Annotated in this window: 19 protein-coding genes; 8 read left to right on the top strand and 11 right to left on the bottom strand. The window is 55.6% G+C overall.

All coding sequences use genetic code 11. The annotated features are described in order from the left end of the window. Positions 1–28: 28 nt before the first annotated feature. From BSK21_RS12820 to BSK21_RS12830, 3 genes are all read right to left on the bottom strand, one after another. Complete coding sequence (locus tag BSK21_RS12820) at positions 29–394, bottom strand: hypothetical protein (protein WP_067547205.1); 366 nt, start codon at positions 392–394, stop codon at positions 29–31. Positions 395–408: 14 nt separating this feature from the next. Continuing rightward, entirely contained in the window at positions 409–1167 is a 759-nt protein-coding gene (locus tag BSK21_RS12825) for a DUF6478 family protein (RefSeq protein WP_231924724.1), read from the bottom strand. A 97-nt stretch (positions 1168–1264) separates the two neighbouring features. Further along, positions 1265–1840 (bottom strand): hypothetical protein, encoded by a 576-nt coding sequence (locus tag BSK21_RS12830; protein WP_067547211.1) that lies wholly within the window; start codon positions 1838–1840, stop codon positions 1265–1267. Between the two features lie 131 nt (positions 1841–1971). Here BSK21_RS12830 and accD point away from each other — a divergent pair, with 131 nt between their 5' ends. From accD to BSK21_RS12850, 4 genes are all read left to right on the top strand, one after another. After that, positions 1972–2877, top strand: coding sequence for an acetyl-CoA carboxylase, carboxyltransferase subunit beta (gene accD / locus BSK21_RS12835; RefSeq protein ID WP_067547215.1), 906 nt, complete (start codon positions 1972–1974; stop codon positions 2875–2877). A 9-nt stretch (positions 2878–2886) separates the two neighbouring features. After that, positions 2887–4164: a folylpolyglutamate synthase/dihydrofolate synthase family protein gene (locus BSK21_RS12840; protein ID WP_067547217.1), complete on the top strand. Its 1278-nt coding sequence runs from the start codon at positions 2887–2889 to the stop codon at positions 4162–4164. A gap of 368 nt (positions 4165–4532) precedes the next feature. After that, positions 4533–5168 (top strand): rhodanese-like domain-containing protein, encoded by a 636-nt coding sequence (locus BSK21_RS12845; protein ID WP_067547220.1) that lies wholly within the window; start codon positions 4533–4535, stop codon positions 5166–5168. Positions 5169–5189: 21 nt separating this feature from the next. After that, entirely contained in the window at positions 5190–6104 is a 915-nt protein-coding gene (locus BSK21_RS12850; protein WP_067547223.1) for a LysM peptidoglycan-binding domain-containing protein, read from the top strand. Positions 6105–6137: 33 nt separating this feature from the next. Here BSK21_RS12850 and zapE read toward each other — a convergent pair whose 3' ends face one another. After that, positions 6138–7211, bottom strand: coding sequence for a cell division protein ZapE (gene zapE / locus BSK21_RS12855; protein ID WP_067547226.1), 1074 nt, complete (start codon positions 7209–7211; stop codon positions 6138–6140). A gap of 137 nt (positions 7212–7348) precedes the next feature. Between zapE and BSK21_RS12860 the strand changes: the two genes are divergently transcribed. Continuing rightward, positions 7349–8584 carry an MFS transporter gene (locus BSK21_RS12860; protein WP_067547229.1) on the top strand — a complete coding sequence of 412 codons (1236 nt, stop codon included), beginning with the start codon at positions 7349–7351 and terminating at the stop codon, positions 8582–8584. On the opposite strand, the gene BSK21_RS12865 is transcribed toward BSK21_RS12860, so the two are convergent. From BSK21_RS12865 to rsfS, 7 genes are read right to left on the bottom strand one after another with little or no spacing between them, the layout of a single operon-like run. Next, positions 8581–9489 (bottom strand): ornithine cyclodeaminase family protein, encoded by a 909-nt coding sequence (locus BSK21_RS12865; protein ID WP_067547232.1) that lies wholly within the window; start codon positions 9487–9489, stop codon positions 8581–8583. The genes BSK21_RS12860 and BSK21_RS12865 overlap by 4 nt on opposite strands. After that, complete coding sequence (locus tag BSK21_RS12870) at positions 9486–10106, bottom strand: HAD-IA family hydrolase (protein ID WP_067547235.1); 621 nt, start codon at positions 10104–10106, stop codon at positions 9486–9488. The genes BSK21_RS12865 and BSK21_RS12870 overlap by 4 nt, the downstream gene beginning before the upstream one ends. A gap of 2 nt (positions 10107–10108) precedes the next feature. After that, positions 10109–10555, bottom strand: a complete 447-nt coding sequence (locus tag BSK21_RS12875) for a YaiI/YqxD family protein (protein ID WP_067547237.1) — start codon at positions 10553–10555, stop codon at positions 10109–10111. Further along, positions 10552–11379 carry an S-formylglutathione hydrolase gene (gene fghA, locus BSK21_RS12880; RefSeq protein ID WP_067547239.1) on the bottom strand — a complete coding sequence of 276 codons (828 nt, stop codon included), beginning with the start codon at positions 11377–11379 and terminating at the stop codon, positions 10552–10554. Before fghA ends, BSK21_RS12875 begins: the two co-directional genes overlap by 4 nt. 13 nt (positions 11380–11392) lie before the next feature. Continuing rightward, on the bottom strand, positions 11393–12319 hold the full coding sequence (locus BSK21_RS12885) for an AEC family transporter (protein WP_067547242.1): 927 nt from the start codon (positions 12317–12319) through the stop codon (positions 11393–11395). Positions 12320–12377: 58 nt separating this feature from the next. Continuing rightward, positions 12378–12848 (bottom strand): 23S rRNA (pseudouridine(1915)-N(3))-methyltransferase RlmH, encoded by a 471-nt coding sequence (rlmH, locus tag BSK21_RS12890; protein ID WP_067547245.1) that lies wholly within the window; start codon positions 12846–12848, stop codon positions 12378–12380. A 4-nt stretch (positions 12849–12852) separates the two neighbouring features. Further along, positions 12853–13212 carry a ribosome silencing factor gene (gene rsfS / locus BSK21_RS12895; protein WP_067547550.1) on the bottom strand — a complete coding sequence of 120 codons (360 nt, stop codon included), beginning with the start codon at positions 13210–13212 and terminating at the stop codon, positions 12853–12855. Between the two features lie 226 nt (positions 13213–13438). Between rsfS and BSK21_RS15950 the strand changes: the two genes are divergently transcribed. From BSK21_RS15950 to leuD, 3 genes are all read left to right on the top strand, one after another. Further along, positions 13439–13537 (top strand): isopropylmalate isomerase, encoded by a 99-nt coding sequence (locus tag BSK21_RS15950; RefSeq protein WP_197498104.1) that lies wholly within the window; start codon positions 13439–13441, stop codon positions 13535–13537. 72 nt (positions 13538–13609) lie between these two features. Beyond that, the gene (leuC, locus tag BSK21_RS12900; protein WP_067547248.1) at positions 13610–15016 is read left to right on the top strand and encodes a 3-isopropylmalate dehydratase large subunit; all 1407 of its coding nucleotides are present in this window, start codon (positions 13610–13612) and stop codon (positions 15014–15016) included. Next, positions 15016–15621, top strand: coding sequence for a 3-isopropylmalate dehydratase small subunit (gene leuD, locus BSK21_RS12905; protein ID WP_067547251.1), 606 nt, complete (start codon positions 15016–15018; stop codon positions 15619–15621). The genes leuC and leuD overlap by 1 nt, the downstream gene beginning before the upstream one ends. Positions 15622–15724 lie beyond the last annotated feature (103 nt).

Raw genomic sequence — 15724 nt, forward strand, 5'->3', positions numbered from 1 at the left:
GCGTCACCTACAACGCGGCGTCACCGACTTACATCGTCTCCACGCAATGACGACGGAATGCTTTTTTCAGAAGGTCGAGTTCGGCACGCAGAAGGTCCAATTCTGCTCGAATGTCTTCGGCCACCGGCTCACCGCAAATAATGGAAAAGGTCGCGAGAGTGTCACCGCTATCTCGGTCTGCGATGATAAAGGTCTGCACGCCATCACTCAGAACGTCGGCAGGTACGGGAACCCGCACGACCCAGCCACCTTCGGCACCACTCACATCAACACCAGAAATCTCACGTGCCAAATGCGTGACAACAATGGACGGCGCTGTTTGCGTTGAGACGGTTAGGACGCCTTCCCAGACGCCTTCGAACAAGCGGGTTTTTGTCAGGGCTGGAGTTCTCATCGCGGTCCCTTTGATTAGAATTCAGCACGAGGATAACGACACAGCGTGAGGTCACGCACCGTTACCTGATTCATAGACGGGCCTTCGAAAATGAGGTCCATCCAAACTTTCTCGATTCGCTTTTCATTGAGCTTTGAATACCCGAGGTCGAATTCGACCATCTGGCTACTCGCCCCCAATGGCAGCTCGCGAACGATCTGTTCAACGTTGGGGCCGTGTTTGATGTTCAAACGCGCAAATATCTCGAGCGGTTTTTCCGTCTCAATAATGGGGTCACAGCGCACAAGATGCTTCATCGTAAGGCCGTGGCAGGCCTCATCCGGAAAATCGATGGCGAGACTCAGATAGGTGCCGTCGAATTTGAAAACGTCCATGCGCAAACCGTAAGGGGCAAGATCGGCTTCGCGGGTATTGCGCAATTGGCGCAGGGTAAGTTCGCTGATTTGGCAATCGTGATAGAGCGTGACCTCATCGCCAATCATCGTCTTGGACGGTGCCGAGGCCATGCCTTTGACGCCCAGAGGACCACGCCACAATTGCGGGCGCCATGCCCAGTCGGTCCCGCGCGGGGTCGGGAAACGGTTTGCACCGATCATCGGCAACGCAAGACGTTCGTTCGCGACATAGATGAACTCATCCATCCTCGCGCGCACTTCGAGAGCAGAGAACAGCCGCCGTCGAACCAAGTCCAGTTTACTGGTCTTCGCATCTTTGACCATCTGCGCCAAATAGCGCATCAGGCGGCGCATCATGAATTTGTCGATCAGGTTCATCCTGCCCGAATGTCCCTTTTGTCTTGGCACAACCATGCCGACAATTCCCCGAGTTGGGTCATGCCGTCAAGCCACAGTCGGCACTTTTGTTGAAACATCAATCGCCTACCAGAGCCAACGCTGCCGCCCGCAACACCGCTAGACCCTGCGCTTGATCGAGAGGCGATTGATCCCACCACCGCACAGAGACCGTGACCATCCGATCCTGATAGTCGAGGAACGCGCGCCACTGCGTCGGCTGTAGCCCATCCGACAGGGACGACGCAGTATCGCTAAAGAAAACCTCAACTCGGTGATTGTGAACTTGGACGTGATGCACAAAAATCGTCGAAGGGTCACCTGCCCCACTCAGCAAAGCTCGACCATCAGGATGCTGAATCAACTGCAACAACGCGTTTTCTGCCCCAGTGACGGCCGCGCTGTCCGCTTCACCGATTTGTGTCGTGATCAAAGCAAGGCGAGACGCACCACAGGGAGTTGCCACTGTGAAGCCTTCTGCCAGACGACTTGCCCTTCGATCGAAACAGTAGCCTTCAGGTGCAACAACGGTGATTTCACCGCCCAAAACGTCAATAGACTTGGGCCCAGAGGCCAAACCGCCGTCCAAAGTACATGCAGACACCAGTAGAGAAGCGCCCCAAAACGCAGCCATTACGCGCATCTTTAAATTCATAGTCGCCTCCGGGTCGCAGCCCATTGCGGTTTAGGCGACGATACCTTTGGTATCAACCAATAGAAGCGTTGATTGCAATTCAGGGCGGCGCGGCTTATTTCGGTCACCAATAGCGAAAAAAGGCAAGCGCGATGAACTGGATTTCGAATTACGTCCGCCCGACGATCAACTCGCTCTTTTCTCGTCGTGAGGTTCCTGAGAACCTTTGGACGAAGTGTGGCGAATGTGGAACCATGCTGTTTCACCGTGAACTGGCTGACAATCAGAACGTCTGCACAAACTGTAATCATCACATGGCGATTACGCCGCGCGACCGTTTTACCGCTCTCTTTGATGGCGGCATCTTTACTGAGGTGAAGGTCCCGACCCCAATCGACGACCCACTCAAATTCCGTGACCAGAAAAAATACGTGGACCGGATGAAGGCCTCACAGAAATCAACCGGCGAAAAAGAAGCCATGTTGGTTGCCGAGGGCGAGATTTTCCGCACACCGATCGTGGCTGCGGCTCAGGACTTCAGCTTTATGGGTGGATCGATGTCGATGTATGTCGGCAACGCGATCATCGCTGCTGCTGAACGCGCTGTCGCACTTGGCCGTCCGCTGGTTCTGTTCTCCGCTGCCGGTGGCGCACGTATGCAGGAGGGTATCCTCTCGCTGATGCAGATGCCCCGCACGACCATCGCAGTCGATATGCTCAAAGAAGCCGGCCTGCCTTACATTGTGGTTCTGACACACCCGACCACAGGTGGCGTCACAGCATCTTATGCGATGCTCGGTGATGTCCATATCGCAGAACCAAACGCCCTGATCTGTTTCGCAGGCCCGCGCGTGATCGAACAGACCATTCGCGAAAAACTGCCCGAAGGGTTCCAGCGCGCCGAATACTTGCTAGACCACGGGATGCTCGACCGCGTGACACCACGTGGCAAGCAAAAAGAAGAGCTGGCGCAAATCATCCGCATGCTCATGGGCATGGATGCTGTTGTCGCTGCTGACCTTCCTGCGCCTGCTGAACAACCTGCAAAAGCGGATTAACCAAATCAAATGACTACTCCGACTTCGGACGTGATCCTCGAACGGATGATGGCCTTGCACCCCAAGGTCATCGACCTTGTTTTGGACCGCGTTTGGCGTTTGCTGGACGCTCTTGGCAATCCGCAGAACGATCTGCCGCCCGTCATCCACCTTGCTGGAACGAACGGCAAAGGGTCGACGCAGGCCATGATCCGCGCGGGCCTAGAGGCCGAAGGTAAAAAGGTTCACGCCTACACCTCGCCGCACCTCGCACGGTTCCATGAGCGCATTCGGTTGGCTGGTGAGCTGATCTCGGAAAGTTACCTCACCGAAGTTCTGGACGAATGCTACGCTGCCAATGGCGGTGAGCCGATCACTTATTTCGAAATCACAACCTGCGCTGCAATCCTAGCGATGGCGCGGACTCCTGCGGACTACACTCTGCTTGAAGTCGGCCTGGGTGGTCGTCTGGACGCAACGAACGTTGTGGCGAAACCTGCGCTCTCGATCTTGACACCAATTTCGATTGATCACGAGCAGTTCCTTGGCTCGACCCTGACGGCAATTGCGGGCGAAAAAGCTGGTATAATTAAGCGCGGCGTGCCCGTTATCGTTGGGCCGCAGCAAGATGAATCCATGGACGTGATCGAAGCAACGGCTGCCCGCCTCGGCGCGCCTATCTTTGCCTACGGGCAGCAATGGCAGATCAACGAAGAGCATGGACGCATGGTCTATCAGGACGAACAGGGCCTCTGCGACCTGCCGCTCCCCAACCTGCCTGGCCCCCACCAAATCCAGAACGCTGGCGCTGCGATTGCTGCACTACGCATGCTTGGCATGTCGAGCATTGCGACTGAGGCCGCGGTGACCAAAGCGGAATGGCCCGCACGGATGCAGCGCCTGAAAACGGGACCGCTTATCGAATTGGCCGGCAATTGTGAACTCTGGCTCGATGGCGGTCACAACCCTGCGGGTGGTGAAGCTGTTGCCAAAACACTGTCCCGCCTACCGCAGCGCCCGACCCATCTGGTTTGCGGAATGCTTAACACTAAGGACGTGACAGGCTACATGCGCCCGCTGGCCGATGTTGCGCAAAGTCTAACCGCAATTTCGATCCCAGACGAGATCAACACACTTCCCGCAGACACAACAGCGAACGCGGCACGTGAGGCAGGTTTCGCCACAGTCAGAACGGCAAACTCGACCGCCGATGCAATCGTGGAGATCGTTAAAGCCGATCCATCCGCTCGTATTCTGATTTGCGGCTCGCTCTATCTGGCGGGTCACATTCTGCGCAGCAACGGGTAAGGGCAGTCGTCCCTACTCGGATGGTGCGAAAAACAGCGTCAAAATATACGTACGATTCGAATCGCTCCCCTTGACCGCGAATCACCTAGACCGCTAGATTCACGGTAGAATTCGCTGTTGGACGCTAACGCGCGACGGCATACCGGCCAGGCAGGGCGGGGAGGCGGGCTATTTTAGCTCGTCTTTCTGTTTGTAACACACTGATACCGAATCATTTTTGCGAATCTCTTTATGGGTGAACCCATTAAGTCGATTCGCACGTTTGACTTGCGCGACCTGATTCTCCAAAATGCGGTCAAAGCGACGGAACACACAGCGCCTGCCAGCGCATACCAATAAAATGTGCTTCGAAGATTGGGGGACAGAAGATGTTGCGACTGTTCAGCAGTATTGCGATCGGACTCTGCGTATGCTTTGGCGCTGCGCAGGCTCAAGACGTGAAAATCACCGACAATATGCCCGAGGCCGTCATTGACCTGAACGGCACAACGGTCACGATCAGCCGTATTCAAGATACGGAAAACCTTTTGACGGGCGATTTCGCGAAGACATCTCGCCCCTGTCCACCGTTTTGCATTCACCCGATGACCATTGAGGATGGTGTGAAAACTGTTGGCGAACTGGAAGTCATCGACTTCCTGTCTACCAAAGTCGCCGCTGGCAGTGGTTTGCTGATCGACAGCCGCGTCCCTGACTTTTTCGTTCGCGGCGCAATTCCCGGTGCGATCAATGTGCCGTTCACAACGCTGGAAGCCTCAAACCCATATCGCACCGACATCATCAAAGCGCTCGGCGCAGTCGAAATTGGCGGAGGCTTAGATTTCACAAACGCCCTCGACCTCATGCTGTATTGCAACGGCCCGTGGTGTGATCAATCACCCCGCGCGATCCGAGGACTACTAGAGGCGGGATACCCCGCCGAGAAACTGTTTTATTACCGTGGTGGTGTGCAGGATTGGGTCATGCTTGGCCTGACAACTGTTACGCCGTCGAATGACGGCTAAGCCGCTTAGGAGAAGAGCATTATGATCCGCACCGTACTAGGTTTTTTCATCGCGGCTTTGACGATCTGCATCGTGATTATTCTGGCACCGTTCTCGTCAGACGATGAACCTGCCACAATTGACGTAACACGCAATGAAACGGGCAACGTGACTGCGCCTGTGGCTGCTCCGATTGGATCGACTGGCACATTGGCACCGGGTGTTGCTGAAGCCATCGCCCCCGCTCCAGGTGTTGCAGGTCAGGCTGCGGCCCGCATTTTGGCGGCATCTCGCGCAGGACAGGAACCAGAGCTCAAGATCCAAACCGACACGAGTTCCATCGGTGATACGACCGCTGGCGTTCTGGCGGCGCTTGGTTTGGCAACAGGCGCGGCACCTGTGCCAACCCCTGCCGAGCAAGGCGGGGATGAAATGATGAACATGACCGCGAGTGTTCTGTCAGGCATCCGCGGTGCAACGGGACAACCCGCCGCCGCACCACAACAGAACGATCTGCAAACTCTGGTCGCGTGGGCGCTGAAAGAAGGTCAGTCAGACTCTTACATCGATGCGCTCTTGAACGAGGCAGCTTCGGCTGGTCAGATCACCGTTCCAAACATGCTTGTGACGTCTGACGGTCGTGTCGATACCGCGACGCTCCTTGCATCGATTGTACAAGAGGCTACCGCAGCCACGACGGGCCAACGCGCAGCCGTTCCCACCACACCGTTGGGGCCGTCAGACGGTGTTGAGGTTCGCGTGGTCCAGCGCGCAGGGGAAACCGAACAATTTCGGTTCTACACCGTTGGTTCAGGCGACAGCTTGGGGTCGATTTCGGTGAAATTCTACGGCTCGGTCGAATACTACCCCCGCATTTTCGAAGCGAACCGCACCATTCTATCCAGCCCTGATCGTATCCAAACGGGCCAGCGATTGGTCATCCCAGAGCTGGGCTAAAAGAATGAGGGCGGGGATTTCCCCGCCCATCGTTTATGCCTCGACTTGTTTACCCCAAGTCTTGTCCTGCATTTCCCTCAGGCGACTGGCGGTGCGTTCGAATTCAAACACCCCCTCCCCTTCGAGGTAGAGCGTTTCTGGTTCCGATGCCGCAGAGCATATCAGTTCAACCTTAGCCTCGTAGAGCGCATCGATCAAAGTGACGAACCGTTTGGCTTCGTTAAAGTTATTGCGGCTCAACGCTGGAATGTCCTCGAGGATCAGAACCCTAACGGCGTCTGCAACGGCTAGGTAGTCTGCTGGCCCCAACATCCGCCCGCACAAGTCAAAGAACGACGCTCGCGCCACGCCATTCCAGAAACCGGGCAGCGTGACATCGCGACCTTTAACTTTAAGGACGAGAGGGTGCGCATTGTCCCCTGCAAAATCGGTCCAAATTGCCCGAATGGAAGCACGAGCTTCGGGCGTGATCGGCGTGAAATACCGTTTTTCATCATGTAAGCGACCCTGACGGTGGTCCGTCTCGCTGATCAATTCGCGAACCTCCAATTGATCTTTGATTAGATCAATGAAGGGCAGGAAAAGTTGGCGGTTCAGGCCATTCTTGTAGAGATCATCTGGAACGCGGTTTGAGGTGGTAACAACCGTAACACCCGCCTCAAACAGCTTTTCAAATAAACGCCCGACGATCATCGCGTCAGTAATATCACTGATTTGCATTTCATCGAACGCGAGGAGCCGAACATCTTTGACCAAGGCATCGGCAACAGGAGCGATGGCATCATCCACGCCCTGCGCACGCGCCTTTGCCATCTCAGAATGGACCCATTGCATAAACGCATGAAAATGCTCACGCCGCTTTGGCACAACGACCAAGGAATAGAGCAGGTCCATCAACATGGATTTCCCGCGCCCTACGCCGCCCCACAGATAAAGCCCCCGAACAGGTGGATGAGCCGCCCTACGGAAGAAACCTTTCTTTACTGGAGGCTGCGCCAGTTCTGATTGAACACGTTCAAGCGCATCCAAAATCGCTTCTTGGGCGGGGTCGGGTTTCAGGCGGCCTTCGGCAACGCCTGTGCGATATGCATCAATGATACCAGTCATAAACCGCACATAGCCCGCAGCATGACCAAAGAAAAGCCGCGCCGCATTTCAAACGGCAATGCAGGGCCGCACAAAATGTCATCAAAAATCCAAAGCAGCCGATTGACGGCAATCAAACGGCCCGACACTGTCGCGCCATGAACAAAAGCGCGCCCCTCTTTACACCCGTCCTGATCACCGGCTGCATCATCGTGATGATCGGCTTTTCTATCCGTGCGTCGTTTGGGGTGTTTCAGATTCCCATCGCTACGGAATTCAATTGGTTGCGGTCTGATTTCAGCCTCGCAATTGCGATCCAGAACCTTGCATGGGGAATAGGGCAGCCGATCTTCGGTGCGGTTGCTGAAAAGGTCGGCGATCGTAAGGCCATTATTCTGGGTGCACTGGCCTATGCAGCAGGTTTGATCCTGTCGGCAGGTGCGACGCTCCCTATTCAGCATCAACTGTATGAAATTCTTGTCGGCTTTGGCATCGCAGGCACAGGGTTCGGCGTCATTCTTGCCGTTGTTGGCCGCGCCAGTTCGGATGAGAACCGCTCCATGAGCCTCGCGATTGCGACGGCGGCAGGATCGGCAGGACAAGTATTCGGCGCACCAGTGGCAGAATTCCTGTTGCAATCCATGTCGTGGCAAAACGTGTTCTTGTGGTTTGCCGCTGCAATTCTCGCGACACTTCTCCTGCTACCATTCATGCGTGCCCCTCAGGTCGCATCAAAGGCTGAACTGCAAGAGAGCATGGGAACCATTTTGATCCGTGCATTCCGCGACCCCTCGTACACAATGATTTTCCTCGGCTTCTTTTCCTGCGGATACCAGCTCGCGTTCGTCACAGCCCACTTCCCCGCATTCGTAGCAGAAAGCTGTGGCCCAATTGCGGGCGGCACGTTCTTGGCTGGGATGGGTATAAACTCAACATCTGCTCTAGGCGCGGCCGCGATTTCCTTGATCGGGCTGGCGAACATCATGGGGACGCTTTTGGCGGGCTACCTCGGCAAGCGGTATTCTAAGAAGTATCTGCTCGCCAGCATCTATGCCGCACGAACAATTATCGCCGCTTGGTTCATCCTCACGCCGATGACACCCCTAACCGTCATCATCTTCTCGATCTTCATGGGTAGCCTCTGGCTCGCCACTGTTCCACTCACCTCTGGTCTCGTCGCGCACCTCTACGGGCTGCGCTACATGGGTACACTCTATGGGATCGTGTTCTTTTCCCACCAGCTAGGTAGCTTCTTGGGTGTATGGCTCGGCGGCAAACTCTACGACATTTACGGCACCTACACCTACGTATGGTGGGTTGGTGTCGGCGTTGGCGCGTTCTCGGCCTTGGTTCACCTTCCAATCAAAGAAAAGCGGACGGCGCTCGCGGCCTAACGCGCGCGCCACCGGTCCAAAATATACCGCGCCGTCATAAGATCGAGGTGAGCGCCACCACCGTTCTTGAACAGCGTGATGTCGTCGGCTTCGCGGGTAAAACCATTCAGCGTGTAGTAGTCCGCAACAACGTTCGCAGGATCGTACTCCCCCGCCTCGATCGGGATGCGCAGTTCGCCAATATCGTGGAGCACCGTGTCACGGCTATCCATGAACACCCGAGACCGTAAAAGAGCCTCTGTATCCGCCTCACGCAGGTCAGATCGGAACGCACCAATCAGATCGACGTGCTGACCCGTGTGAAGCCATTCGCCTTTAAGCACGATCTGTCTAGCTGGTGTCGCACAGGTGATGATATCGGCGGCACGCACAGCAGCCTCAACATCCGTAGTGGCCTCAGTCGCCGGATATTGCGCAGCAAGGGCTGAAGCGGATTCAAGCCGGCGCCCCGCAATAGTAAAACGAGCATTCGGAAATAACGCGCCATAAGCCTCGCGCAGGGAGGCAGCGACCGTTCCCGCGCCTATGATAACGATATTCTCGCTCTCTGGACGCGCCAAACGCCGAGCTGCCAGCAAGCTATCCCCTGCCGTTTTCCATTTTGTCACGAGGCCAAAATCAACAACCGCTTCGAGGTCGCCCGTGACATCAGACATAAGGTTCATAGCGCCGTTGACGTTGCGCAGTCCCTTTTCGTTGTTCTTTGGGAAAATCGTGGCGGCTTTGACCGCTATCCCGAGACCATCAATCCATGCGCTGCGGGTAAGCAGCGTATCATCATCGCGATAAAGAAACGTGTCGGCGATTTCAGCCTTAGGGAGGCTGTGACCTTCGGCAATCGCGTCTGTGAGCCCGATCCAATCGAGCAATGCCTGACCTTCGTCAAAAGGAACGATGTCGATCATTTCGCGTCCTCCTCGCTCAACAAACCTTCGGCAACGAGACGAGCTGCAAATCCCTGCGGATCCGTGAAGAGATGCGTTTTCCAGCCACGCGCAGCGGCCGCAGCGATATTATCAGCCCGATCGTCTGCGAACAAAAGCGCCGTTGGCTCAACGCCGCAATCGGCTTCTAGCATACGGTAAATCTCTGGCTCAGGTTTCACTTCGCCCATGTGCCCCGAGATGTAACGACGGTCGAATTCTTCTAAGAACGGGTATTCTCGCTCGCCGATTTCAAAGGTCTGAATGCCGAAATTCGATAAGGCAAAGACTGGCACATTCGCAGACCGAAGCGCGCGCAACAAACGCACCGAGTGGTCGATTGCTGGTGACGCCATTTCGAGCCAACGCTCGTGCCACATCATGATTTCGTCGTGCCAGTCAGGGTTCTGCGCCGCGCATTCCGACACAGCATCATACCAATTCTGACCGCGGTCCACCTGATCGTTCATGCCGTGCAGATCGACGGCTGCAAACATCGCCTTGCGGCGTTCAACCCCAATCACACGGTCATAAACACGTTCGGGATTCCATTCGATAAGAACGTTGCCAATGTCAAAAACGACGGCTTCGATACCCATGCTTAGCCTCTTTTTATGCGTTGCAACTCGCGCTCAAGGGCGTCGAGGAACCGTGATCTGTCTGCTTTGGAGAATGGTTTACCGCCACCCTGACGGAAGGGATCAGCCGACCGTAGGTCCGCCATCAAATCCCGTGTCGCGAGGACGTTGCCGATATTGGCCTCGGTCAGTGCCTCACCGTTGTGTTTTAGAACCCGCGCACCGGCTGCAACGCATTTGGAAGCCAAAGGGATATCGCCTGTAATAACCACATCGCCCTTGGTCGCGCGCTCTGCAATCCACATATCGGCGATATCGGGTCCCTCGGGAACGATCACCGTTTCGACCAGAGGGTTCTGCGACGGACGCAGCCCGCCATTCGACACGATGAACATACGTGTCTGATGACGGGTTCCGACCCGCTCTACCTCGGCCTTGACCGGACAGGCATCGGCATCAACGTAGATCACGCGTAGAGAGCCTCTGCGTGGAATGCGATGTGATCTTCAAGGAACGAGGTCACAAAGAAGTAGCTGTGGTCGTAGCCCGGCTGCAGACGGAGGGTTGCGGGGATACGGCGCTCTGCGGTGGCGGCCCAGAACTTCTCGGTCATGAGATAATCAGCGTATTGGTCGCTTGCACCCGTATCGACCAAGAGGGGGATATTGAGGCCAACATCACGCATCAACAACGTCGCATCATGTTTGGCCCACTTGCTTTCATCGGCACCCAAGTAGGCCGTGAACTGCGGACGGCCCCAGTCGCCAGCGGTGGGGTTACAAATCGGCGAAAACGCGGAGACCGAGCGATAGCGTGGCACGTTCATCGCTATTGTCAGCGCACCGTGACCACCCATTGAGTGTCCAGTGATCGACTGACGGTCCTCATCGACCGGAAAATTCGCAGCGATGATCCGCGGCAGTTCATCCGTAACATAGTCGAACATACGGAAATGCGGTGCCCACGGCGCTTCGGTCGCGTTCACATAGAACCCAGCGCCCTGCCCCATGTCATAAGCATCATCATTCGCAACACCTTCACCACGCGGCGAAGTGTCGGGAAACGCCAGCGCAATGCCGTGCTCTGCTGCCCAAACCTGAGCGCCCGCTTTGATCATCGCGTTCTCATGGGTGCAGGTCAGACCGGCTAGGAACCAAAGGACGGGAACAGGCGCATGTTCAGCCTCTTCGGGCAGGAACAGACCGAAGGTCATATCGGTGCCAGTCGCTTCTGATGCGTGCCGATACACACCTTGAACACCGCCGTAGCATTTGCTTTGCGAAATCGTTTCCATTGATGACCTCCGATTAGACTTGGACCCAGGCGATCACAGCCGAGACCGTTAAAATGCTAAGCGCCGTCGAAACGAGGATCGACGCTGACACGCGCGCGGGGGCAACCCCGTAGTGCTGCGCGAGAATATAGACGTTGCCTGCAACGGGCAGCGATGCCGCCGCAACCATAACCGAGGCCGGGAAGGGATCAACTCGGAACAGAACAAGCGCGGCGAAAGCAACAGATGCAGGGTGCAGCACCAATTTCGCGAAACTGAGCCAACCCGCAACGACCAGCCGTTCCGCCGACTTGCTCGCCAGCGACGCGCCAATTGCGAACAAGGCCCCCGGAGTGGCGGCAGCACCAAGGATGGTTAGGAAATCATTGATCGGGCGAGGGATCGACCAGCCAGATGCCGAGATCAACATACCCACCACGATAGAAACGATCATCGGGTTCTTCAGAAGACCCATTCCAACTGTGCCAAACACGCTCCACGACAAACGCCCGTGGCGGCTCCCGTAGATCAAGATCACGATAAGTGACGAAAAGACGATCAGATCGACAACCAGCACCATCATAATCGGGCCGATGGCTTCTTCACCGAGGAGCATGGACAACATCGGAATACCGAGAAAGCCCGTATTCCCGATCACACCAACCTGTGCCTCTACCGCAGCCTCAGCGGTGCCAAGTTTTCGGACAATGGCGACCGTGGTGACCAGCAGATAGACCGCCATCGATCCAACTAGGTATGCCCCCATGAACGGCCAATCGATCAACTGGTCAAACGACAGGTTTGCCGAGAACCGGATCAACATTGCCGAGAGGGCAAAATAAAAAACGAACTTCGTTAGATAAGAAGTTGCTTCAGATGAAAAGAAACCCGTTCGCCCTGACCCATAGCCAAGCGCGATCAACATAAAGAAGGGGAGAGTTTGAAGAAAAATTGCCCACATGCAAAACGGCTAGCATGGCAATTCGGGGAACGGAACCCGCCTTCTTTGGAGAGCAAGATTAGGCGCGGTGATAGGGCGAACCAGACAGGATCGACGCAGCACGATAGAGCTGTTCGCTCAGCATCACACGCACCAGCATGTGGGGCCAAACCATCTTGCCAAAAGACAACGCAGAATCCGCTTTGGCACGGAACGCAGGGTCCAGACCATCCGCACCACCAATCACAAAGGCGACGTCCTGACGGCCTTGATCACGCCAGCCCCCAAGTTGGTCGGCAAAGTCCGGAGACGTCATGACCTTTCCACGCTCATCCATGATGCAAATGAGAGCGCCGTTTGGGATCGCCTTTTCAAGCAATGCTGCCTCGGCTCCCATACCCGCGTTCTTTTTATCTTCCACCTCAATGACGTTCGCAGGACCGAGCGCAAGCGCCCGTCCTGTTCGGTCAAACCGTGTTAGATAATCGTCTATAAGGTCACGTTCCGGCCCCGCCCGAAGGCGGCCGACCGCAACTATATGAACGCGCATCAGTTCAGGCTTCAGCAGCTCCTGTCGGGAGCCACATTTTTTCCAGCTGATAGAATTCGCGCACTTCGGGACGGAAGACGTGGACGATTACGTCGCCACAGTCGACCAAAACCCAGTCGCCAATCTCTGCGCCCTCGACTTTACAAATAATGCCGAACGCTTGCTTCATCCGTTCGGTGAGTTTTTCCGAAACCGCAGCGACCTGACGGGTCGAACGGCCAGACGCAATCACCATGAAGTCAGCCATTTCAGTTTTACCACGCAGAGGGATCTGCACGATATCTTCGGCTTTATCGTCTTCGAGAGACGCAACGACAGCGGCGAGAATGTCATCGCTCGTTACGTTATTTGAAGCCACGGTCATCGCTGGCTCCATTTGGGCAGTCGCATCTGCCGAGGTATTGAAAGACAGTTCATTGTCCTCCGGGGTTGCGCGTCGTCCAAACCCCGACGCTGGGCATGTGCTAAAAGTAGCAGCACATCGCTTTATTTTCAACAGAACAGGACCGCAACAGCAAACAACGTATAGAATCGCATATGTGACATTCCACCCACGCAGAGTTTCCTTGCGAGACTCACCAAAAATAACTATGTGGGCGCCCATGATCCAAATTTTCGACATGGATGACCGCGCGCGGTTGCGTGAACGGTTTTACGGCGAAAGCCGTTCGATCCTCGCCCGACTGTAATGTTGCGCGAGGCGCAGCATCGTTGCGCCTGTCCTCACGATCTGACTTTCAACATTTCCAAAGGTAAGAGCCATGTCGCCCAAGACGCTCTATGACAAAATCTGGGACGCACACGTCGTCCAACAATCCGAAGACGGCACCTGTTTGCTGTACATCGACCGCCACCTCGTTCACGAAGTGACCTCACCGCAGGCATTCGAAGGTCTGCGCATGGCTGGCCGCAAAGTGCGTGCTCCGGAAAAAACCATCGCTGTTCCGGATCACAACGTTCCGACCACTCTGGACCGTGCTGACCCCGCGACCATGACCGAAGACAGCCGTATTCAGGTTGCTGCGCTCGACAAGAACGCAAAAGAGTTCGGTATCAACTACTACCCTGTGTCCGACGTTCGTCAGGGCATCGTGCACATCGTTGGCCCAGAGCAGGGCTGGACCCTACCGGGTATGACCGTTGTATGTGGCGACAGCCACACCGCAACTCACGGTGCATTTGGTGCACTGGCACACGGCATCGGTACCTCCGAGGTTGAGCACGTTCTGGCGACCCAAACGCTCATCCAGAAAAAGTCCAAAAACATGAAAGTGGAAATCACTGGCAAACTGATGCCGGGTGTGACCGCGAAAGACATCACTCTGGCTGTGATCGGTGCAACTGGCACCGCAGGCGGCACTGGCTACGTCATCGAATATTGCGGCGAAGCGATCCGCGATCTGTCAATGGAAGGCCGTATGACGGTCTGTAACATGGCAATCGAAGGCGGCGCGCGCGCTGGTCTGATCGCTCCTGATCAGAAAACCTTCGACTACGTAAAAGGCCGTCCGCACGCTCCGAAAGGCGCTGATTACGACGCAGCTGTTGAATACTGGAAAACCCTGTTCACCGACGAAGGCGCACACTTCGATAAAGTTGTGACCCTCAAAGGTGAAGAGATCGAACCCGTTGTAACTTGGGGCACCTCGCCCGAAGACGTCCTGCCGATCTCTGCCGTCGTTCCGTCGCCGGAAGACTTCAAAGGCGGTAAAGTCGAAGCTGCGAAACGCGCGATCGAATACATGGGCCTGACCTCTGGTCAGAAACTGACCGATATCGAAATCGACACCGTGTTCATCGGGTCTTGCACCAACGGCCGTATCGAAGACCTTCGCGCCGCTGCAGAAATCCTGAAGGGCAAAAAAATCAAAGACGGCATGCGTGCTATGGTCGTTCCCGGCTCGGGCCTTGTCCGCGCTCAGGCCGAAGAAGAGGGTCTGGCTGACATCTTCAAGGAAGCCGGCTTTGAATGGCGTATGGCTGGTTGCTCCATGTGTCTCGCGATGAACCCCGACCAATTGGCCGAGGGCGAGCGTTGCGCATCCACCTCTAACCGCAACTTTGAAGGCCGTCAGGGCTACAAAGGCCGCACCCACCTCGTTTCGCCGGCAATGGCTGCAGCTGCTGCAATTACCGGTAAACTCACCGACGTTCGGGAGATGATGTAATGGAAAAGTTTGAAACACTTCAGGGCATCGCTGCCCCGATGCCGTTGGTAAACATCGACACCGACATGATCATCCCAAAGATCTTTCTTAAGACGATCAAACGTTCCGGTCTGGGTGTAAACCTGTTCGATGAAATGCGTTACGACCGTCAGGGCAACGAAATCGCTGATTTCGTCCTGAACAAACCGCAGTATCGCGAAGCGCAGATTCTCGTCGCTGGCGACAACTTCGGCTGTGGTTCGTCGCGTGAACACGCGCCGTGGGCTATTGCTGACTTCGGCATCAAATGTGTGATCTCGACCTCGTTCGCAGACATCTTCTTCAACAACTGCTTCAAGAACGGCATCCTGCCGATCGTCTTCCCGCAGGATGTTGTCGATGTTCTGATGAAAGACGCGGAAAAGGGCTCCAACGCTCGGATGACTGTCGATCTTGAGAATCAGGTTGTCACCACCTCTGATGGCCAAGAGTTCGCTTTCGAAGTCGACGCGTTCAAAAAACACTGCCTGATGAACGGCTTGGATGATATCGGCCTGACCATGGAACACGTTTCGGCGATTGATGCGTTCGAAGCAAAGTCCAACGCAGAGCGTCCGTGGCTCTAAACCACAAGATATAGCGTTACATTAGCGGGGATCGTCCAAAAGGCGGTCCCCGCTATACATTTGGATACATGGCAAATGTAGCTTGCCACATTTCGTGCCACAG

The organism is Marivivens sp. JLT3646, from assembly GCF_001908835.1.
GTDB classification, from domain to species: domain Bacteria; phylum Pseudomonadota; class Alphaproteobacteria; order Rhodobacterales; family Rhodobacteraceae; genus Marivivens; species Marivivens geojensis.